13 protein-coding genes are annotated in these 16329 nt (G+C 61.8%); 8 read left to right on the forward strand and 5 right to left on the reverse strand.

The genetic code is table 11. The annotated features are described in order from the left end of the window. Nucleotides 1-85: 85 nt before the first annotated feature. The gene (locus NKJ11_RS22085; RefSeq protein ID WP_164892841.1) at nucleotides 86-1648 is read right to left on the reverse strand and encodes an ABC transporter substrate-binding protein; all 1563 of its coding nucleotides are present in this window, start codon (nucleotides 1646-1648) and stop codon (nucleotides 86-88) included. 84 nt (nucleotides 1649-1732) lie between these two features. Further along, nucleotides 1733-3907 (reverse strand): alpha-ketoacid dehydrogenase subunit alpha/beta, encoded by a 2175-nt coding sequence (locus NKJ11_RS22090; RefSeq protein WP_352612475.1) that lies wholly within the window; start codon nucleotides 3905-3907, stop codon nucleotides 1733-1735. 279 nt (nucleotides 3908-4186) lie between these two features. Between NKJ11_RS22090 and NKJ11_RS22095 the strand changes: the two genes are divergently transcribed. Further along, nucleotides 4187-4468 (forward strand): type II toxin-antitoxin system ParD family antitoxin, encoded by a 282-nt coding sequence (locus tag NKJ11_RS22095; protein ID WP_023811572.1) that lies wholly within the window; start codon nucleotides 4187-4189, stop codon nucleotides 4466-4468. After that, complete coding sequence (locus NKJ11_RS22100) at nucleotides 4465-4764, forward strand: type II toxin-antitoxin system RelE/ParE family toxin (protein WP_352794276.1); 300 nt, start codon at nucleotides 4465-4467, stop codon at nucleotides 4762-4764. Before NKJ11_RS22095 ends, NKJ11_RS22100 begins: the two co-directional genes overlap by 4 nt. Nucleotides 4765-4813: 49 nt before the next feature. Here NKJ11_RS22100 and NKJ11_RS22105 read toward each other — a convergent pair whose 3' ends face one another. Beyond that, the gene (locus tag NKJ11_RS22105; RefSeq protein WP_352612477.1) at nucleotides 4814-5590 is read right to left on the reverse strand and encodes a helix-turn-helix transcriptional regulator; all 777 of its coding nucleotides are present in this window, start codon (nucleotides 5588-5590) and stop codon (nucleotides 4814-4816) included. 112 nt (nucleotides 5591-5702) lie between these two features. Here NKJ11_RS22105 and NKJ11_RS22110 point away from each other — a divergent pair, with 112 nt between their 5' ends. The 5 genes from NKJ11_RS22110 to NKJ11_RS22130 all read left to right on the forward strand — a co-directional run bounded on the left by NKJ11_RS22110 (nucleotide 5703) and on the right by NKJ11_RS22130 (nucleotide 12971). Beyond that, nucleotides 5703-7862 (forward strand): hydantoinase/oxoprolinase family protein, encoded by a 2160-nt coding sequence (locus NKJ11_RS22110; RefSeq protein ID WP_352612479.1) that lies wholly within the window; start codon nucleotides 5703-5705, stop codon nucleotides 7860-7862. 13 nt (nucleotides 7863-7875) lie between these two features. Beyond that, a complete protein-coding gene (locus tag NKJ11_RS22115; RefSeq protein ID WP_352612481.1) occupies nucleotides 7876-10080 on the forward strand; it encodes a hydantoinase B/oxoprolinase family protein in 2205 nt (734 codons plus the stop codon). Beyond that, nucleotides 10077-10571: an acetone carboxylase subunit gamma gene (locus NKJ11_RS22120; RefSeq protein WP_352551160.1), complete on the forward strand. Its 495-nt coding sequence runs from the start codon at nucleotides 10077-10079 to the stop codon at nucleotides 10569-10571. Before NKJ11_RS22115 ends, NKJ11_RS22120 begins: the two co-directional genes overlap by 4 nt. 57 nt (nucleotides 10572-10628) lie before the next feature. Further along, nucleotides 10629-11456 (forward strand): SDR family NAD(P)-dependent oxidoreductase, encoded by an 828-nt coding sequence (locus tag NKJ11_RS22125; RefSeq protein ID WP_352612483.1) that lies wholly within the window; start codon nucleotides 10629-10631, stop codon nucleotides 11454-11456. A gap of 201 nt (nucleotides 11457-11657) precedes the next feature. Then, nucleotides 11658-12971, forward strand: a complete 1314-nt coding sequence (locus tag NKJ11_RS22130) for an O-antigen ligase family protein (RefSeq protein WP_023811579.1) — start codon at nucleotides 11658-11660, stop codon at nucleotides 12969-12971. 356 nt (nucleotides 12972-13327) lie between these two features. On the opposite strand, the gene NKJ11_RS22135 is transcribed toward NKJ11_RS22130, so the two are convergent. Beyond that, a complete protein-coding gene (locus NKJ11_RS22135) occupies nucleotides 13328-14593 on the reverse strand; it encodes a polysaccharide biosynthesis/export family protein (protein WP_164892842.1) in 1266 nt (421 codons plus the stop codon). Nucleotides 14594-14693: 100 nt separating this feature from the next. Further along, entirely contained in the window at nucleotides 14694-15371 is a 678-nt protein-coding gene (locus tag NKJ11_RS22140) for a sugar transferase (protein WP_023811581.1), read from the reverse strand. Between the two features lie 601 nt (nucleotides 15372-15972). On the opposite strand from NKJ11_RS22140, the gene NKJ11_RS22145 reads away from it, so the two are divergent. After that, the gene (locus NKJ11_RS22145) at nucleotides 15973-16248 is read left to right on the forward strand and encodes an exopolysaccharide production repressor protein (protein WP_023811582.1); all 276 of its coding nucleotides are present in this window, start codon (nucleotides 15973-15975) and stop codon (nucleotides 16246-16248) included. Nucleotides 16249-16329: the final 81 nt, after the last annotated feature.

Consider the following 16329-nt stretch of genomic DNA (forward strand, 5'->3'; position numbering starts at 1 on the left):
TGAGTTTGGCGCTGGAAGAACAGGATTTGCTGATCGTCCAGGATGAGAAAACGGGAGGCGTCAGGCCGCCTCCCGCATCTTTCGCTCAGTGGCTGAGTTCCGCCAGCGGCAGGTTGCAGCAGGCGCTGTAGCGCACGCCCTTGACGTCCGACTTGTAGGCCAGGATCAGGTTCGGGCTGATCAGCGGCAGGATGATCCTGTCCTTGATCATCTCCTCGCCGGCCTGGTGCCACAGCTTGGCAGCCTCGTCGCCGCTCGCCGCGAGGGCTGCCTTGTAGATATCCGCTTCCTTTGGGTTGAGCACCGACGGGTCGCGCTCCGCGCCGGCGCGGCGTGCCCACGGGCTGCCCTTGGTCATGGCGAAATAATCGATGTATTGCGAGGTGCCGTAATAGTCCGGCGCGTAGAACACCGCGGTCATCGGGATGCCGTCGCCATTGACGCGTTCGCGCCAGTTGGCGAAGGGGATCGGCTGCAGATCGAGCTTGATGTTGATCTTGGCCAGATCCTGCTGAACCTTCTGCATCAGAAGCGACAGGTCGACGCCGTAGACGTTCATGCCGGGAAACGCCGCTTCCATCTCGAAGCCGTCGGCGTGTCCGGCCTTGGCCAGAAGTTCCTTTGCCTTGGCGACGTCATAGGGCTGCGCCTCGAAGCCCGAACCGCCGGGGAAGCCGAGCGGGATCGGCGCACTGATCAACTGGCCCTCGGAGCCGATGGTGAAGTCGAGGATGCTCGGACGGTCGAGGCCGAGCGAGATCGCCTCGCGCACTTCGGGCGTCAGCGGAACCTTGTTGGCCTTGGCGCCCGGCGACAGCGCTACATAGATGAAGTTGTAGGACGGCACGGTCTCGATCTTCACGTCGCTGCCCGTCATCGTCTTGGCCGTATCCGGGTCGATCTGCATGGCGATGTCGGCGGTGCCGCTCTGCAGCATCTGCGCCTGCGCCACCGCATCCTTGGTCTGGCGGATGACGACTTCGCTCAGCGCCGGCGCCGTGCGCCAGTATTTGTCGTTGCGTGCCAGCCGCAGCTCCGAATTGGGCTCATAGGATTTCAGCACGAACGGCGCGCTGCCGGCCGAATGCGCCAGGAACCAGGCCTCGGCATTGTCTGTCGTCGAGGCTTCCGCATCGGCCTTGGCGCCGGCTTCGGAAGCAACCTTGCTGTTGACGACCGCTGCGTAGGGCGCCGCCGCGATGTTGAGGAATTCGGAGCTCGGCGCGACCATCTTGACGACCACCGTATGCGCGTCCGGGGTCTCGATCGAGGCGACATTGTCCATCAGGAACGAGGCGCTGCCCTTGAGGTTCTTCAGCCGCTCCCAGGACCATTTGACGTCCTTGGCTTCAACCGGCGAACCGTCCGAGAATTTGGCGGCCGGGTCGAGTGTGAAGGTGAAGCTGCTCTGGTCGGCATTGCCTTCCCACTTCGAGGCGAGCAGTGGGATCAGCTTGTTGTCCTTGTCGAGCGTCAGCAGGGATTCATAGACGCTGGAATTGTAGATCTGGCAGGTGTCGCAGAAGGCGCGGTGCGGGTCGAGCGAGTTGAGGTCGATGTTGCGTGCGATGACCAGCGGCTTGCTGTCCTGCGCGAACGTGGCCGGTGCCCAGAAGGCGCTGGTGGCCAGCAGCACGGCTGCCAGCATCGTCGCTCTGGTCTTGCTTCTCGGTAGGATGGTCATGTCAGTTCTCCCATTTTCTTGTCGGATCTTTGTGGCAATGCGTTCGCTCTATCCGCCCACGCCAGTGAGGGATTGAAGCGCGGCCTTGAGCTTTTCAGCGCCGCCCAGTGCGGCGCGGTTGAGCGGGGCCGATACGACGGGAGCAGAAAGGCTTCCCGTCACATGCAGGATCTCGTGATCGAGATAATCGAACACGCGATCCTGAATCTCCTGTGTCAGTCGTCCGCCAAGCGATAGCCCACGCTGCACCTGCTCGATGACGGCCACTCGGTTGGTCTTGCGGATCGAGGCTTCCACCAGCGGCCAGTCGAGCCCGGTCGGGTCGAGGCTGCGCAGGTCGATGATCTCGGCATCGGCGCCGGTCTCCTCGACCACCTGTCTGGCGACGGCAACCATGCTGGCGCTGGTGAGCAGTGTGCAGGCGCTGCCCGGCCTGACTATCTTCGCCTTGCCGAGCCGCACGCAATAGTCGCGGTCGTCCGCAGGCACAGGGCCTTCGCTCGGGAACAGTTCGACATGCTCGATGACGACGACCGGATCGTCGCATTTCAACGCTGAATTCATCAGGCCGATATAGTCGAAGGGCGTCGTCGGCGCGACGATGCGCCAGCCGGGAAACAGGGCGAACAGGCCGGACGGATCACCCGAATGCTGCGAGCCGTAGCCGGTGTGCGGCGAGACGCGCACCCTGACCACGATGGGCACCGGAAAACCGCCGCCGAACATGTGACGCACCTTGCTGACCGCGTTGAACAGCTGGTCGGCGGCAACCAGGCAGAAGTCGCCAAACATGATCTCGACGATCGGCCGCAAGCCGCAAAGCGCCGCACCCAGCGCCACCCCGACAAAACCGTTCTCGGCGATCGGCATCGCCAGCACGCGCTCCGGCCAGCGTTCCAGCGCACCTTTTGTGGCGCCCGAAACGCCGCCGCGCAGCCGGTGCACGTCCTCGCCCATGATGATGATGCGCGGATCCTGCTCCATGGCGCGAGCGATGACCTCGGACGCGGCAACCATGAATTTGACCGGCTTGGTCTCGGCCGGCGGCACGTCCTCGATCTCGAGGAAGCGCTCGCTCTTCAGTTCGGAAAGATCGCCGCGGATCTGGTTGTCGACGTCGCTTGGGTCCGGCCACAGATGATCAGGAATGCGCAGCGCGTTGCCGCTCATTTCGGTCAGCGAATCGGCAGCGGTGTTGACCACCTCCATGACGCGCTGGTCGAGTGTGCCGAGGTCCGAATCGTTCAGGATGCCCATCGTCTTCAGGCGAGCCGCCATGGTGGCAAGCGGGTCGCGCGCTTTCCAGGCGTCCTCTTCGGCCCGCGTGCGGTAGCCGAATTCGCTGCCCGGGCGGGCGCCGCTCTGATGCAGGAAGCGGTAGCAGAGCGCCTCGACCAGCACCGGGCCGCCGTCTTCCTCGATCGTCCGGCGCGCCTCGCGCATGGCGTGATGGACCGCCACCACATCCATGCCGTCGCATTCGATGCCGCGAAAGCCGAGCATAGGTCCGCGCGAGGCCAGCCGCGTCTCGCGCGTCTGCTCATTGATGTGCGTCGAGACGGCATAGAGATTGTTTTCGGCGAAAAAGATCACCGGCAGCCGGTAGAGCGCGGCAATGTTCATTGCCTCGTAGGCCGGCCCTGCCATCATCGTACCGTCGCCGAAGAAGGCGACCGAGATGTTGCCGGTTCCGAGCAGCTTGTCGGCCAGCGCGTAGCCTGCCGCATGCGGCAGGTTGCCACCGATGATGGCGCTGGTGCCAGGAATCCCTGAGCTATCGTCGCGCATATGCATCGAGCCGCCACGGCCGCCGCAATAGCCTGACTTGAGGCCCATGATCTCGGCCATCAGGCCGCGCACCGAGCCCTGCATGTCCGGGTTGAAAGCGTCATGCAGCGGGTCGAATCCGCCGGGCGTCTGCGCGTTGACAAGCTTGGCCAGCACCTGGTGATGGGCGCGGTGGGTGCCGTTGATGCGGTCACCGGTGCCGAGCACGGACATGGCGCCGACCGCCGTCGCCTCCTGGCCGATGCTGGCATGCGCCGGACCATGCACCAGCCCCGCATTGGCGAGATCGAGCACTTTTTCCTCGAAACGGCGGATGAGCAGCATCTGGTGGTACCAGCGCACCAGGCCCGAAACCTCGGCGTCGTTCCAGTCCGAATCGTCAACCTCTAGCCGCAACCAGGGCGCCGATGGCTGGATCGATGTCTGCTGGACCATGTCAGCTATTTCCGTTCTGGTAGATGATATATCAAATATTGTCTCAGTCGATTAGGCCGTTCATTTTTCCTGGGGCACGATGCTGGCTAGAAGGTTTGCACACAAATGGAATTAAATTTCATTTTTGTGAAGAGGCAGAGACTAAGCCGGGACGGCGCGGTTCCGCAAGAGGAATTTTGAGACTGCTAGCAGGCCCCATGTCGGTTCTTCGCCCGACAGATTTTCTAACGCTATTCGATATTGGTATGATATAATCACACCGACATTATAGGAGAAATCATGGCTGCCACCGAAAAGCGCACCTTCAGCCTGCCAACAGAGCAGGCTGCTTTCATCGACCGTCTCGTTGAATCAGGAACCTATGCGACCAGCAGTGAAGTGATCCGCGCCGGGCTTCGTGCCCTGCAAGAGCGCGACGCGGCCGTAGAGCGTTGGCTGCGCGAGGAAGTCGTGCCGACCTATGACAGATGGAAGGCAGACCCTTCCCGAGTTATCCCAGCCAACCAGGCTTTTGACGACATCCGCGCTCACCACGCCGCCCGCTTTAAGAGGGATGTGTGAAGCGCCGGCATATTGTTCTGTTGCCGGAAGCCCTAGCGGACTTAAGATGGATATACGACACCATCGAGATCGCCGCCGGCAACGTCACGGCCATACGCTATATCGAGCGTATCGAAGCCTACTGCCAGGGTCTCGACTACGCCTCGGAGCGCGGAACACGCCGTGACGATCTGCGGCCGGGGCTTCGGGTTGTCGGTTTTGAGCGCCGTGTAACGGTGACCTTTACAGTGGAATCCGACCAAGTGGTGATTTTCCGTGTGTTCTGTGGCGGCGCCAATTGGGAGGATGAGCTCTAACCTGCAACGGGAAAAAGCGTAAACCGCCTAGCTGTCCGAACCCCGGCTGTCAGTCGACCAGATGCTGGAAGAACTGCAAAAACAATTCCCGCTCGGTGGTGATGTCGCGCTTCTCGTAGATACGCCGGCGGTGGTTCTTGACCGTGCCGACGGTGATGCCGAGGCGCTCGGCGATGTTCGCCGTCGGGTGGCCGGCGAGGATCAACTGGACCAGCTCCCGCTCGCGCAGCGACAGCTCCGGCCACAGGCTGGCCGGAATGGTCGGCTCCTGCCGGGGCGAGGCGCCGGGGCTGGTCGGTGCCGATGTGCGGGAGAATTCGGTTCCGCGCGCCTTGATGTCGAGCGCATGCAGCGCCTCGAACACCGGCAGCCGCTCGTCCAGCAGGGCGATCTCGCTGTCCTTGAAAGAAGCGGTCGAGCGATCGAGGAAGATGCCGAGGCACCAGTCACCGCCATCGGCCAGCATGATGCCGACCTCGTCGCAGATCTCCGACTGTGCCAGGAAGCCGGCAATGTACTGGCCGCGCTTGGCCTCGTCGTCGGCGAGCCGCTTCAGCGGCATGATGCCCAGCCTTCGCTCGCGCCGCCACGAGGCATAGAACGGGTCGAAGACGTAGTAGTTGTCGAGATAGCGCCGGACCATTTCATCCGAGAAGCGCCGGTGCTTGACGAATTCCGGCGTCTGCGTCGCCGAATAGCGCGTCACCGTGACGAGGTCGTGCTCGATGTCGGCGCCGATCAGGTCGATCAGGCAGTCGACATGCCTGTCGGTGCCGGTGGCGGCGATCGCTTTGGCGAGCGGCGCCCAGATATTGTCCATGCGCATGCCCTTTTCTCGGCGATGTCAGCCCAGCCGTCATTGTGTCTTTAGGCATATGGCGCGAAGCCGCCTGTCGAATCTAGCCTGGCGTCAACCTAGACCAGATCCCGAGGCGACCGTGACCCAACCCAATCTCACCGCCCCCATCGTCGGCAATCCAATTGTCATCGGCATCGACGCCGGCGGCACCATGACCGACACGATCCTTGTCGATCAGGACGGCCACTTCAAGATCGGCAAGTCGGCGACCACGCCGAAGAACGAAGCCGAGGGCTTCCTCGCGTCTGCTGAGGACGCGGCGGATGCCTGGGGCATCTCGCTGGAATCACTGTTTTCCGGCGTCAATGTCGTGCTCTATTCCGGCACCGGCATGCTCAACACGCTGTTGTCGCGCACCGGCCGCCGGCTCGGCCTGATCACCACCAAGGGCCTCGAGGACATGATCCTGATGGGCCGCGGACTGCAGGCCTGGGCCGACTATTCCTATGCCGACCGGCTGCATGCGGTCACCCATCATCATCCCGATCCGCTGGTGCCGCGCCGCCGCACGCATGGCGTCACCGAGCGCATCGACCAGTTCGGCGACATCGTGCTGCCGCTCTACGAACACGAGGTCTCCATCGCCGCCAAAAAACTGATCGCCGACAAGGTCGAAGCGATCTGCATCATGACCATCTTCTCGCACGTCAATCCCGTGCACGAGAAGCGCATCGCCGAGATTTGCCGCGAAGAGGTGGAGGAGGCCGGCGCTGACATCATCGTCTACACCAGCCACGAGGTTCGTCCGGTCATCCGTGAGCAGTCACGGCTGAACTCGGTGCTGATCGAGGCCTACGCGACTTCGCGTGGCCGCAAGCAACTTAGGGGTATCGAGGACGTCTCGAAGAAATACGGCTTCAAGTATGGCGTGCAGACGCTGCTCTCCTTCGGCGGCCTGACCTCGATCAACCATCCGCGCCTGCATGAAACCATGATCTCCGGCCCGATCGGCGGCATTCTGGGCGCTGCCTATGTCGGCAAGCTGATCGGCAACGACTCACTGATCTGCTCGGATATGGGCGGCACCTCTTTCGACATGGGCGTCATCACGCGCGGCCAGACCCGGATCGAGAACGAGCCGCTGATGGACCGTTTCAAGCTCAACGTGCCGACGTTGCATCTCGACACGATCGGCGCCGGCGCCGGCATGATCCTCAAGGTCGACCCGCTGACCAAGAAAGTTTCGCTCGGGCCTGAAAGTGCGGGCGCCGATCCGGGTCCGATCTGCTTCGCCAGGGGCGGCACCGAGCCGACCATCGCCGACTGCGACGCCATTCTCGGCCGCCTCAACCCACACTATTTCCTGGGCGGGAAGGTCGTGCTGCAGGTCGAAAAGGCCCGCCGCGCCTTCCAGGAGAAATGCTCCGACATCCTTGGCGTCGGGCTGGAGGAAGCCGCCGAAGGCATGATCGACATGCTGGAGTCCGATGCCAACAACGCGCTGCGCCGGGTCATTTCCGGGCAAGGCATCCACCCCTCGGAATTCACACTGCTGTCCTATGGCGGCTCCGGCCCGTTGCATCTGGCCGGCTGCTCCAGGGGCATCGGCTTCAAGGACATCATCACCTTCCAGTTTGCGGCCGCCTTCTCCGCCTTCGGCTGCACCACGGCCGATTTCATGCGGCGTCATTCCGTCTCCACCCAGCACGACATCCCGTCACGTGCCGACGAGGCTACGCTGGCCGCCTTCGGCGCCAAGGTCACCACTGTCTGGGACGACCTGACCAGGGCCGCGGTCGACGAGATGATCGCCGACGGCCATGCCAGGGAGAAGATCAGGACCGTGCCGTTCCTGATGATGCGCTACACCGGCCAGCTCGAGGACGTCGAGGTCATGGCGCCGCTTGCCAAGGTCGATTCGGCCGACGACATGCGTAGGGTTATCGACGAGTTCGAGGCGGTCTATGCCAAGGTCAACCATCGCGTGTCGCGCTATGGCGAGGCCGGCTTCACCATCACCGAACTCGGGCTGATCGCCACCGCCGACAAGGTCAAGCCGGTGCTGTTCAAGCGACCGCTCGGCAAGTCGGATCCGGCAGCCGCCCACAAGGGTGTGCGCGAGGCCTATATTGGCGGGCGCTGGCACAAGGCCAATCTCTACGAGATGGACCTTTTGCAGCCAGGCCACGAAGTCATCGGCCCGGCCATCATCGAACATCCCGCCACCACGCTCGTCGTTCATCCGCAGGACCGCATCCACGTCGATGAATGGACGCTGCTGCACTATACCCACGCTTGAGAGGGCGACCGCCATGTTGGACAAACCTGCCTCGGCCCTGCGCCTTCGCGAAAGACTGCTCGATTCCGAGCGGCTGATGGAGGAAACCGGCTGCTATGACGGCATCACGGAACTCACGCTGCGCAACCAGGATCCGCTGAAATTCGAGACGCTGCACACCAAGCTGCGCGCCTATTGCGTCTCGGCACGCGAAATGGCCCGCCGCATCTCGGCTTCCCCCGGCGTGCGAGAGGTCGGCGAAATGGTGGTCGCCATCTACACGCCCGAGGGCGACGCCATTGCGCTCTCCAACGGCATCATGGTGCATGTCCATACGATGAGCCGCTTCATCAAATGGATGATCAAAAACGGCTACGAGGACAACCCTCGCATCCGCGAAGGCGACATCTTCGCCAACAACGATGCCTTCATAGGCACCGTGCAGGTGCCCGACGTCATGGACGTCGTGCCGATCTTCCATGAAGGCACGCTGGTCGGCTGGGCCGGCGCTGTCTGCCACGAGCTGGAAGCCGGCGGCATCACGCCGGGCGGCGACGTGTGTCTGGCGCAGGAGCGCTTCACCGAGGGTCTGTTCGTCTGCGCCGAGAAGATCGGCGAGAATGACGAGATCCGCCGCGACTACGTCATCCGCTGCGAACGTAATCTGCGCATGCCGATCTACTGGGTGCTGGACGAAAAGGCCAAGGTCGCCTCCTGCATCGACATGCGCGAAAGCGTCAAGCAGCTGATCTCGGAGATCGGCCTAGACTACTGGATGAAGGTCTCGAAGGAGTTCATCGAGGAAGGCCGCCGCGCCCAGCTCGCCCGCACCCGCCAGCTTACCGTGCCCGGCATCTATCGCGGCCACACTTTTTACGGCCATGTCACGGCGGGAAAGCCCGGCTTCCAGCTGCTCGGCGATCCCGACTGGCTCTATAATATCCCGATCGAGATGGAGATCACCACCGACGGCAAGATCACCATGGACTTCGAGGGCACGCAGCCCTGGGGCTACCATTCGATGAACTGCACGCCGGCCGGCATGGATGGCGGCATGTTCGTGACGCTGACCCAGCACATGAATTTCGAAGGGCTGGTCAATGACGGCGCCTGGATGGCAACCGAACTGAAACTGCCGCACGGCACCTGGACCAACCCCGACAACGAGATGGTGGCGACCGCCACCTCGTGGGCGCTGCTGCTGCCAGCCTATGGCGTCTTCCAGCGCCTGCTGTCGCGCGGCTTCATCGCCCGCGGCTTCGTCGAGGAGGCCTTTGTCGGCCAGGTCAACAGTCCTATGATCGAAATGGGTGGCGAGAGCCAGTACGGCACGCCGTTCGGCATGGCCCATTTTGAATGCGCCGCCGCCGGCTCCGGCGCGCTCGCCATCAAGGATGGTCTCGACACCGCCTATGTCGGCTGGAACCCGGAATCCGACATGGGCAACATCGAGGTCTGGGAACAGTCGATGCCGATGGTCTATATCGGCCGCTCGATCGTGCCGAATTCCGGCGGTGCCGGCAAATATCGCGGCGGCTGTTCCTTCGTCTCGACCTGGCTGATCAACAAGACCTCGCATCTGCGGCTCCACACCTCCGAGCACTCCTCGCGTGTGTTCGACAACGCCGGCATGTGCGGCGGCTATCCGGCGCCGACCTGCCAGAAGCATCGCGCGGTGCGCAACTCAGACATTCACGAACTCGCCGCAAAAGGCGAACCGCTGGCGCATGCGCCCGGCATCGATCCGCATGTCTCCGACTACGAGCGGAACATCGGTGGCGACCATGTCGTGGTCGAGGGCCCCTACATCACCTCGCCGCACAAGTCCGGCGACATCTTCAGCCATTCTTACAATGGCGGCGGCGGTTACGGCGACGTTCTGGAGCGCGATCCGATCAAGACGGCCTGGGATGTCGAGAACGGCTTTCTCACCCGGCAAGCGGCGGACCAGGTGTTCGGCATCGTGCTGAAGGACGATGAGGACGGTTATCCCATCGCCGATATCGACGCCACGGTCGAGCGCCGCGCCGCCATGCGCAAGCAGCGTCTGGCGAAAGCAGTACCGGTGGCGGATTGGATCGCCAAGGAGCGCGGCCGCGTCAAAAAGGCCGATTTCGCCCCCGAGGTGAAGAAAATGTACGCCAGCGCGATCAAGCTGTCGCCGCGCTTCACCAGCGAATTCAGCGAGTTCTGGAACGTCGATGCCAGATCGATCTTCATGCCGGGAGCAAAACCATGACCTCGTACAGCAAGGAAGTCCTGGGCGATCTGGCCGCAGGCAAGCTGCCCTGGCCACAGACAAGGCGGATCATGAGTGCCTACAAGGACGATGACCGTTTCTTCAAGATGGTTGCCGTCTATCAGGATCGCGTTGCCTGGAAGGACCCGATCCTGCTGCCGGTCTCGGACCATCTGTTCATCTGCCAGAGCGGCGATGAGCGCATAACCCGCTGCGAATGCGGCCACTCCTTCGGCGACTATCGCAAGAACTGGAAGCTCAAGGCTGCGATCAACGTGCGCAACACCGAGGAGGCGCTGCGCGAAATCTATCCCAACAGTGATCTCCCCGATCCCGAATGGATGGAAATCCGCGAGTTCATCTGTCCTGAGTGCGGCACGCTGCACGAGGTGGAAGCGGCGGCACCTGGTTATCCCATAGTCCACGATTTCGAGCCCGACCTCGAAGGCTTCTATCGCGAATGGCTGGGCAAACCGCTTGCGCCGGTGTGATTGCCAAATCCGGTCAGGCCTGATTGCCTGTCCGGAACGCAGCGGAGACCGTGCGCCATGAAGAACCTTTCCGGCCGCAGTGCCATCGTCACCGGCGGTTTCTCGGGCATGGGCTTTGCCATTGCCACGGCTTTGGCTGAAGCCGGCGCCAATGTCGCCGTCGGCTCCTACATCGCGCCGTCCGGCGCCGACAGGTCCGACGCCGCTTACTATCCCGGCGCGGACGAAATCGAGCGCGTGCATGCGGCCCTTGCCGCCCACGGAACGAGGGTTCACGCCGCTCATCTCGACGTGCGCGACAGCGACGTCACCAATCGGTTCGCGGCTGACGCCGAGGCGGCAATCGGCCCCGCCGACATCCTGGTCAATGCCGCTGGGACGACCGCGGAGCAGCCGGTCTGCGGTCATCCCGATGCGTTATGGGACAAGATCGTCGATACCAACCTGACGGGCGCCTTCCGCGTCACGCGTGCGGTACTGCCGGGCATGATCGAACGCGGCTGGGGCCGCATCGTCAACATCGGCTCAACCGCCGCCTCGGTCGGCTGGAAGGACAACCCAGCCTACTGCGCGTCCAAGGCCGGCCTTCTCGGCCTCACACGCTGCGTGGCGCTGGAAGGGGCAGCGCATGGCGTCACCTGTGTCATGATCAGCCCGACCTGGGTCGAGACCGAACTGATGCGTCGCAATGTGGCGCAGGTCGTCGAGCGCGAAGGCAAGGGGCGCACCACTGAGGAAGCGATGGCCGAGATCGCCAAAGGCAACCCGCAGCAGCGCATGCTGCAGCCGCAGGAGATTGCGGCTCTGGCGGTATTCCTGTGCTCGGATCTCGCCAAGGGCATCACCATGGAGAACATCCAGATCACCGGCGGAGCGCTTTGGTAGCGTCTCGGACGCGCAACCAGCTGATCTCTCCGCAGATGCCTCGCTGTAAGACAAGGTGACCGGATTTGCCATTGAGCGCCGGGCGCAATAGGTTATATTGCACTGCACAATGGAGACGCCGTTTATTGCACGCCCATATTTGCGAAGATTCCGGCCGGCTCATGGCTTGCCGGCCCTGGGTCGTGTCGGCGAGACTCTGAGATGAAGATTCCAAAGTCCCTGCTGATCGATCCCGAGAAGAATTCGGTCTATGGCGCCTTTGCCGTAGTCGTCTCGATCTGGGCGTTTTCCTATTCGGTCATTTTCGGCCAGGTGCTGATCCTGGCCTACTATGCGGTCTGGCTTCCGCTCATCCTGGTCGACTACCGGCGGTTTTTGCGACATCTGTCCAGCGCCTGGCTGCCGCTGCTGTTTGCGGCCTATGTCTGCTTCTCGGTTTTCTGGTCGCAGGCTCCCGGCGTCACCGCAAGGACGTCGGTCCAGTATTTTTCCCATATTGCCTGCGCCTACATAGCTGCGCGCACCGTCAGCGTGCGCACGTTGACCATAGGGGCGCTGGTCGGGATATTCGTCGTCCTTCTCTATTCTGTGAAGGTCGGGAATTATTCCGAGGATGTCCTCGACGGCACCGTGAACTTCGTCGGCGCCTTCGCCTCCAAGAATCAGATCGGCTTTGTCGGCTCGCTTGGCATCTATTTCTGCGTTGTCTTCCTTGCGTTCTACAGACGCGGCCGGCTGAGCTTCATACTGGCGGTGCCCGTCGTGCTGCTGTCGGCCTATGTACTGGTCGCCTCGCATTCCGCCACCTCGATGGCCTCGATACCCGCGGTTCTGGCGCTGGTGGCGCTTCTTGCGATGAGCAAACTTCTGTCACGCCGCTATCGCCGGGTCATCTTCCTGATCGGCGCCGGCCTGCTGGTCGTGACGGCCTTCGTCGCCTTGAATCTCGGGCTGATGGACTTCGTCCTCGGCCTCTTCGGCAAGGATTCGACGCTCACCGGGCGAACCTATCTTTGGGAACAAGGCTGGAACACGGTGCAGAAATCGCCGATTCTCGGCGTCGGCTATGCCGCCTATTGGGTGCAGGGCTTCGCTGAAGCCGAGCGGCTGTGGAACGAATTCTACATCACCACCCGCACCGGCTTTCACTTCCACAACACCTACATCGAGGCCCTCGTCGAACTCGGCTTCGTCGGAGCGACGCTGGTGTCGCTGATCATGCTGCGCACGCTCTACGGCCACGTCTCGGCGGTGATCTTCAAGGCATGGCAGGCGGACTCGGTGATCCTTTTCGGCGTGATGGTGCTGCTGCTGATCCGCTCCTTCGTCGAGGTCGAGATTCTCAACCCCTACATCATGGGTTCTTTCCTGATGTATTTCAGCTTCTTCAAGCTGGCGCGGCTGCCCGTTACCCGCAGGCGGCGGTCGCCGCGTCCCGAGCCGGCTGACGCGGCCGGGGGCGAGGCTGACTGGCCTCGGCATGCCCGCCGTCCGGCGGTCGCCGATCAGGCGTGAGCTATCGTCTCGGGACCTGAAGTCGCGTCAATACAAATTCCCCTGATCGAAGGCTCAAGCAGGCCGGGCGCGAGGCGGGAAATCCATGCCTCCGCGAAATAGACTGAAACGCTGGATTGTCAGACTCGCGTGCTCCGAGCGACCAGGACGTCCGGCGCGCAGCTGTTACTGTCCAAAAGCCGTGCTCCAGAAGCGCCAGGGCGTCCGGCCGGCACTTCCAGTTACGGCGCCGCGAAAACCAATCTCAGAACGTGCAAATGCGAATATCCGCGGACCATCCGCTCACAGAAGGCGACGAGCGTATGAAGCGGTTCTGCATTTCTGTAAAATGATGAACCGCTCAGCGCTTAGCAAGTCTACTGGCTGGCCAGCGGCGCCAGCTTGACCTTGATCACATCGCCAGGCAGCACCGGGGTTTCTTCCTTGGCGGCTATCTCGGTGGTCTTGCCATCGAGATTGCGCACCAGTGAATAGAGCAGGGTAGGTTGCTGATCGTTTGTTATAGCGGCCGCCATCGCGGGATCGCTGGCCTGGGCTATCAGGCCTTTCTGCATGTTCACCTTCAACGCGGCCTCGTTCAGGTCGGCTTCGGTCTGCTGCCGGTCAGTGGCGAGACTTGAACTCAAGGTGTTCTGGGCATCGATAGCATCCTGCTTCGCCTTGCTGATCGCCTGCTTGGCGGTGAGGATGGCGGTTTCGTAGTCCAGGATCTTGCCCTGCAGGTCGGCCACGGACTGGCGCGAATCCAGCAGACGGGCATTGGCGATCAGGCCCTTTTGCGCCAGCGGACCGATGCTGGCGAGTTGCTGCTGCGCCAGGTCGACCTGCTGCTGCTGATTGACGATCTTCTTCTGCAGCGATTCGATCTCGGACTCCAAGACACCTTTCAGATCGTCGAGCGCCTCGAGTTTCAGCTTCAGCGCCTTTTGGTCGGCCGTCAGGATCGTCATCTCGTCCGCGACGATGGCTGGCAGCCTTGGATCGCCCTCGACTTCCTTAGGCACGTCGAAACTCGCCTTGCCGGCCATGTCCGCATCGATGCGGGCGCGCCTGACGATCAGTCGAATGCGCTGGTCGTCGGAGATGTCGAACATGCCCTTGGCGGTGACAAGGTCCTTGCCGAGCTGGGGGCCGTAATCGGCGTTGCGCCTGATGCCGCCCGCGACGCTGATCGCCTTCAACACCGTCAGGTCTGGGACATAAGGAAATTGACCTGGGTTCTGGACTTCGCCCGAAATGTAGAATGGCCTGAACTGCGCCATCTCGACCGAGGCTTCCGGTCGGTCTGACAAAGCGAGCTTTTTCTGCAAAGCCTCGCCAATCGCCGCCGCGATTTCGGACGTGGTCTTGCCGGATGCCGGCAACTCGCCGGCGAACGGCACCGACAGCGTACCGGATGGACCGACCGTGTACTCGCCATTCACCGCCGACCAGTCACGAAATGTGCCTTCGACGGTCTGCCATTCGGCGACGCGGATGGTGAGCTTGTCTTGCGAGCCGAGGCGATAGTCGCCGGCGGCGGCGATATGCGGGACGACGAGCGCCATGGCAAGGCATGTGGCCAGCAAACGCGCCCGCCGCAGCCGGCCGGAATCCGGGCCGCTGCGAAAGGCTTCGAACAAATCTGTTTTCAACTCAACGTTCCGATCCGCTATAGCCCCATCGCCCGATGAGCTTGCGTCGAATGGCCGATGCCAATGTTTGGCACTGGCCACCGGCCGGTCAGTAAGAACCGCGCGACATCCAGACGGCCGGGACGGTCTTGATGATGATGCGAACGTCCTCGAACAGCGACCAGTTCTCGACATAGTGGCGATCGAAGGCGACGCGGCTGTCATAGGACACATCGTTGCGGCCGCTGACTTGCCACAGGCCAGTCAGGCCCGGGCGGGATTTCAGATAATAAACGGCGGACGTGCCATAGATCTCCAGCTCGTCGCGCACGACCGGACGAGGGCCGACAAGGCTCATGTCGCCCTGCAGGATGTTGATGATCTGCGGCAGCTCGTCTAGGCTGAGTTTCCTCAGCACTGCTCCGACACGGGTAACGCGCGGATCGTTCTTCAGCTTGCGGGTGGCGATCCATTCCGCGTTGGCGTCCGGGTTGGTGGCGAGATAGGTTGCCAATACCCTGTCGCCGTCCGGAACCATGGTGCGGAACTTCAGGCAAGGAAAAATCCGCCCGCCGCGTCCAATTCGCCTGTGACCGTAGAAAATCGAGCCGCCGTCGGAAAACTTGACCAGCAGCGCTATCATGACAAACAGCGGGCTGAGTGCGATCAATCCAATCAGTGAACCGGCGATATCGAAGCTGCGTTTGAGCAAGCCGCCGATCGGTGGCGGAAAATCGATGTCAGCCTGCGAAAAGCTCGCCGTGGCCGACTTGGCAACGTCCCTCATGCCGTAAACTCCATGCGTTGAACGAATGGTTCAGCGCACGATACCAAAAAAATGTTGCAGCGCAACACACAATTTACCACCCCATTGAAATAGTCACGTCATGAATTGACTAAATAATAAGCTTGTCATGCACAAATTTCGGCGTATTTAGCACATTTGTGACAATAAATGGGCACGGCCGAAAAAATAGGGGCCTTTGTGGGGCCGTTTTTAGGCAGACCTACCTATCTGTCAAGGCAAGCTGCAAACTAGTGCTTTATCCTGCCCTAATGCATGGTGAAAACCGTATAAAATACTACTTAATATTGTCTATCTTACTGAAAATGCCGAGGAGAGCAGATCGGCTTAGCTCCCGTCGCGTGCATTGCAGCATGGCAGAGTCGATCGCAAAAGCTCGATCAAAAATATCCGAAGTTGCCCTTGCCGCCTATTGCTCGCCTTAATAGAATTGCAAATTATACCTGTCACGGTGACGACAGGTGGAAAAGGCCGGAAGCAACCGGTCGAGAGTGGGCGACCTTAACAAGCCCACATGACAAGGAACGGCGCTCGGGTGGGGCAATCGTGATAAATACCCGAGCCGGTTTATGGGCTGTTGGGCATGGCACTTCCAAAATTCATCCTCGGGATGATTTTCGCTCTGGCGATCGTCGTCGGCTGGTCCTGGCTGGGCGGTGCGTCGATAGGCACGATATTGGTGCGCGTCATCATCTGCGCCGTGATCATTCAGGCCGGCTATTTCGTGCTCATCTACACCATGATCGCCAGGAGCGCTCCGACGCCTGCCGACATAGCCCGTGACGCCGAGCGCAAACTGAACGCACCAGAGGTCGCCGAAAGCGAGAAGCTGGGCGGTGCCAGGCGCGGCCTGCATTGATGCAGATTGCTCAAACCTGCCCCCGGTTTGGAGGCATGCTTCGAAACAAGAGACCAGGCGCCGCGTGAATCCGTTTCGGCG

Origin of the sequence: Mesorhizobium sp. M0243 (assembly GCF_040321775.1) — a bacterium.
Classification (GTDB): domain Bacteria; phylum Pseudomonadota; class Alphaproteobacteria; order Rhizobiales; family Rhizobiaceae; genus Mesorhizobium.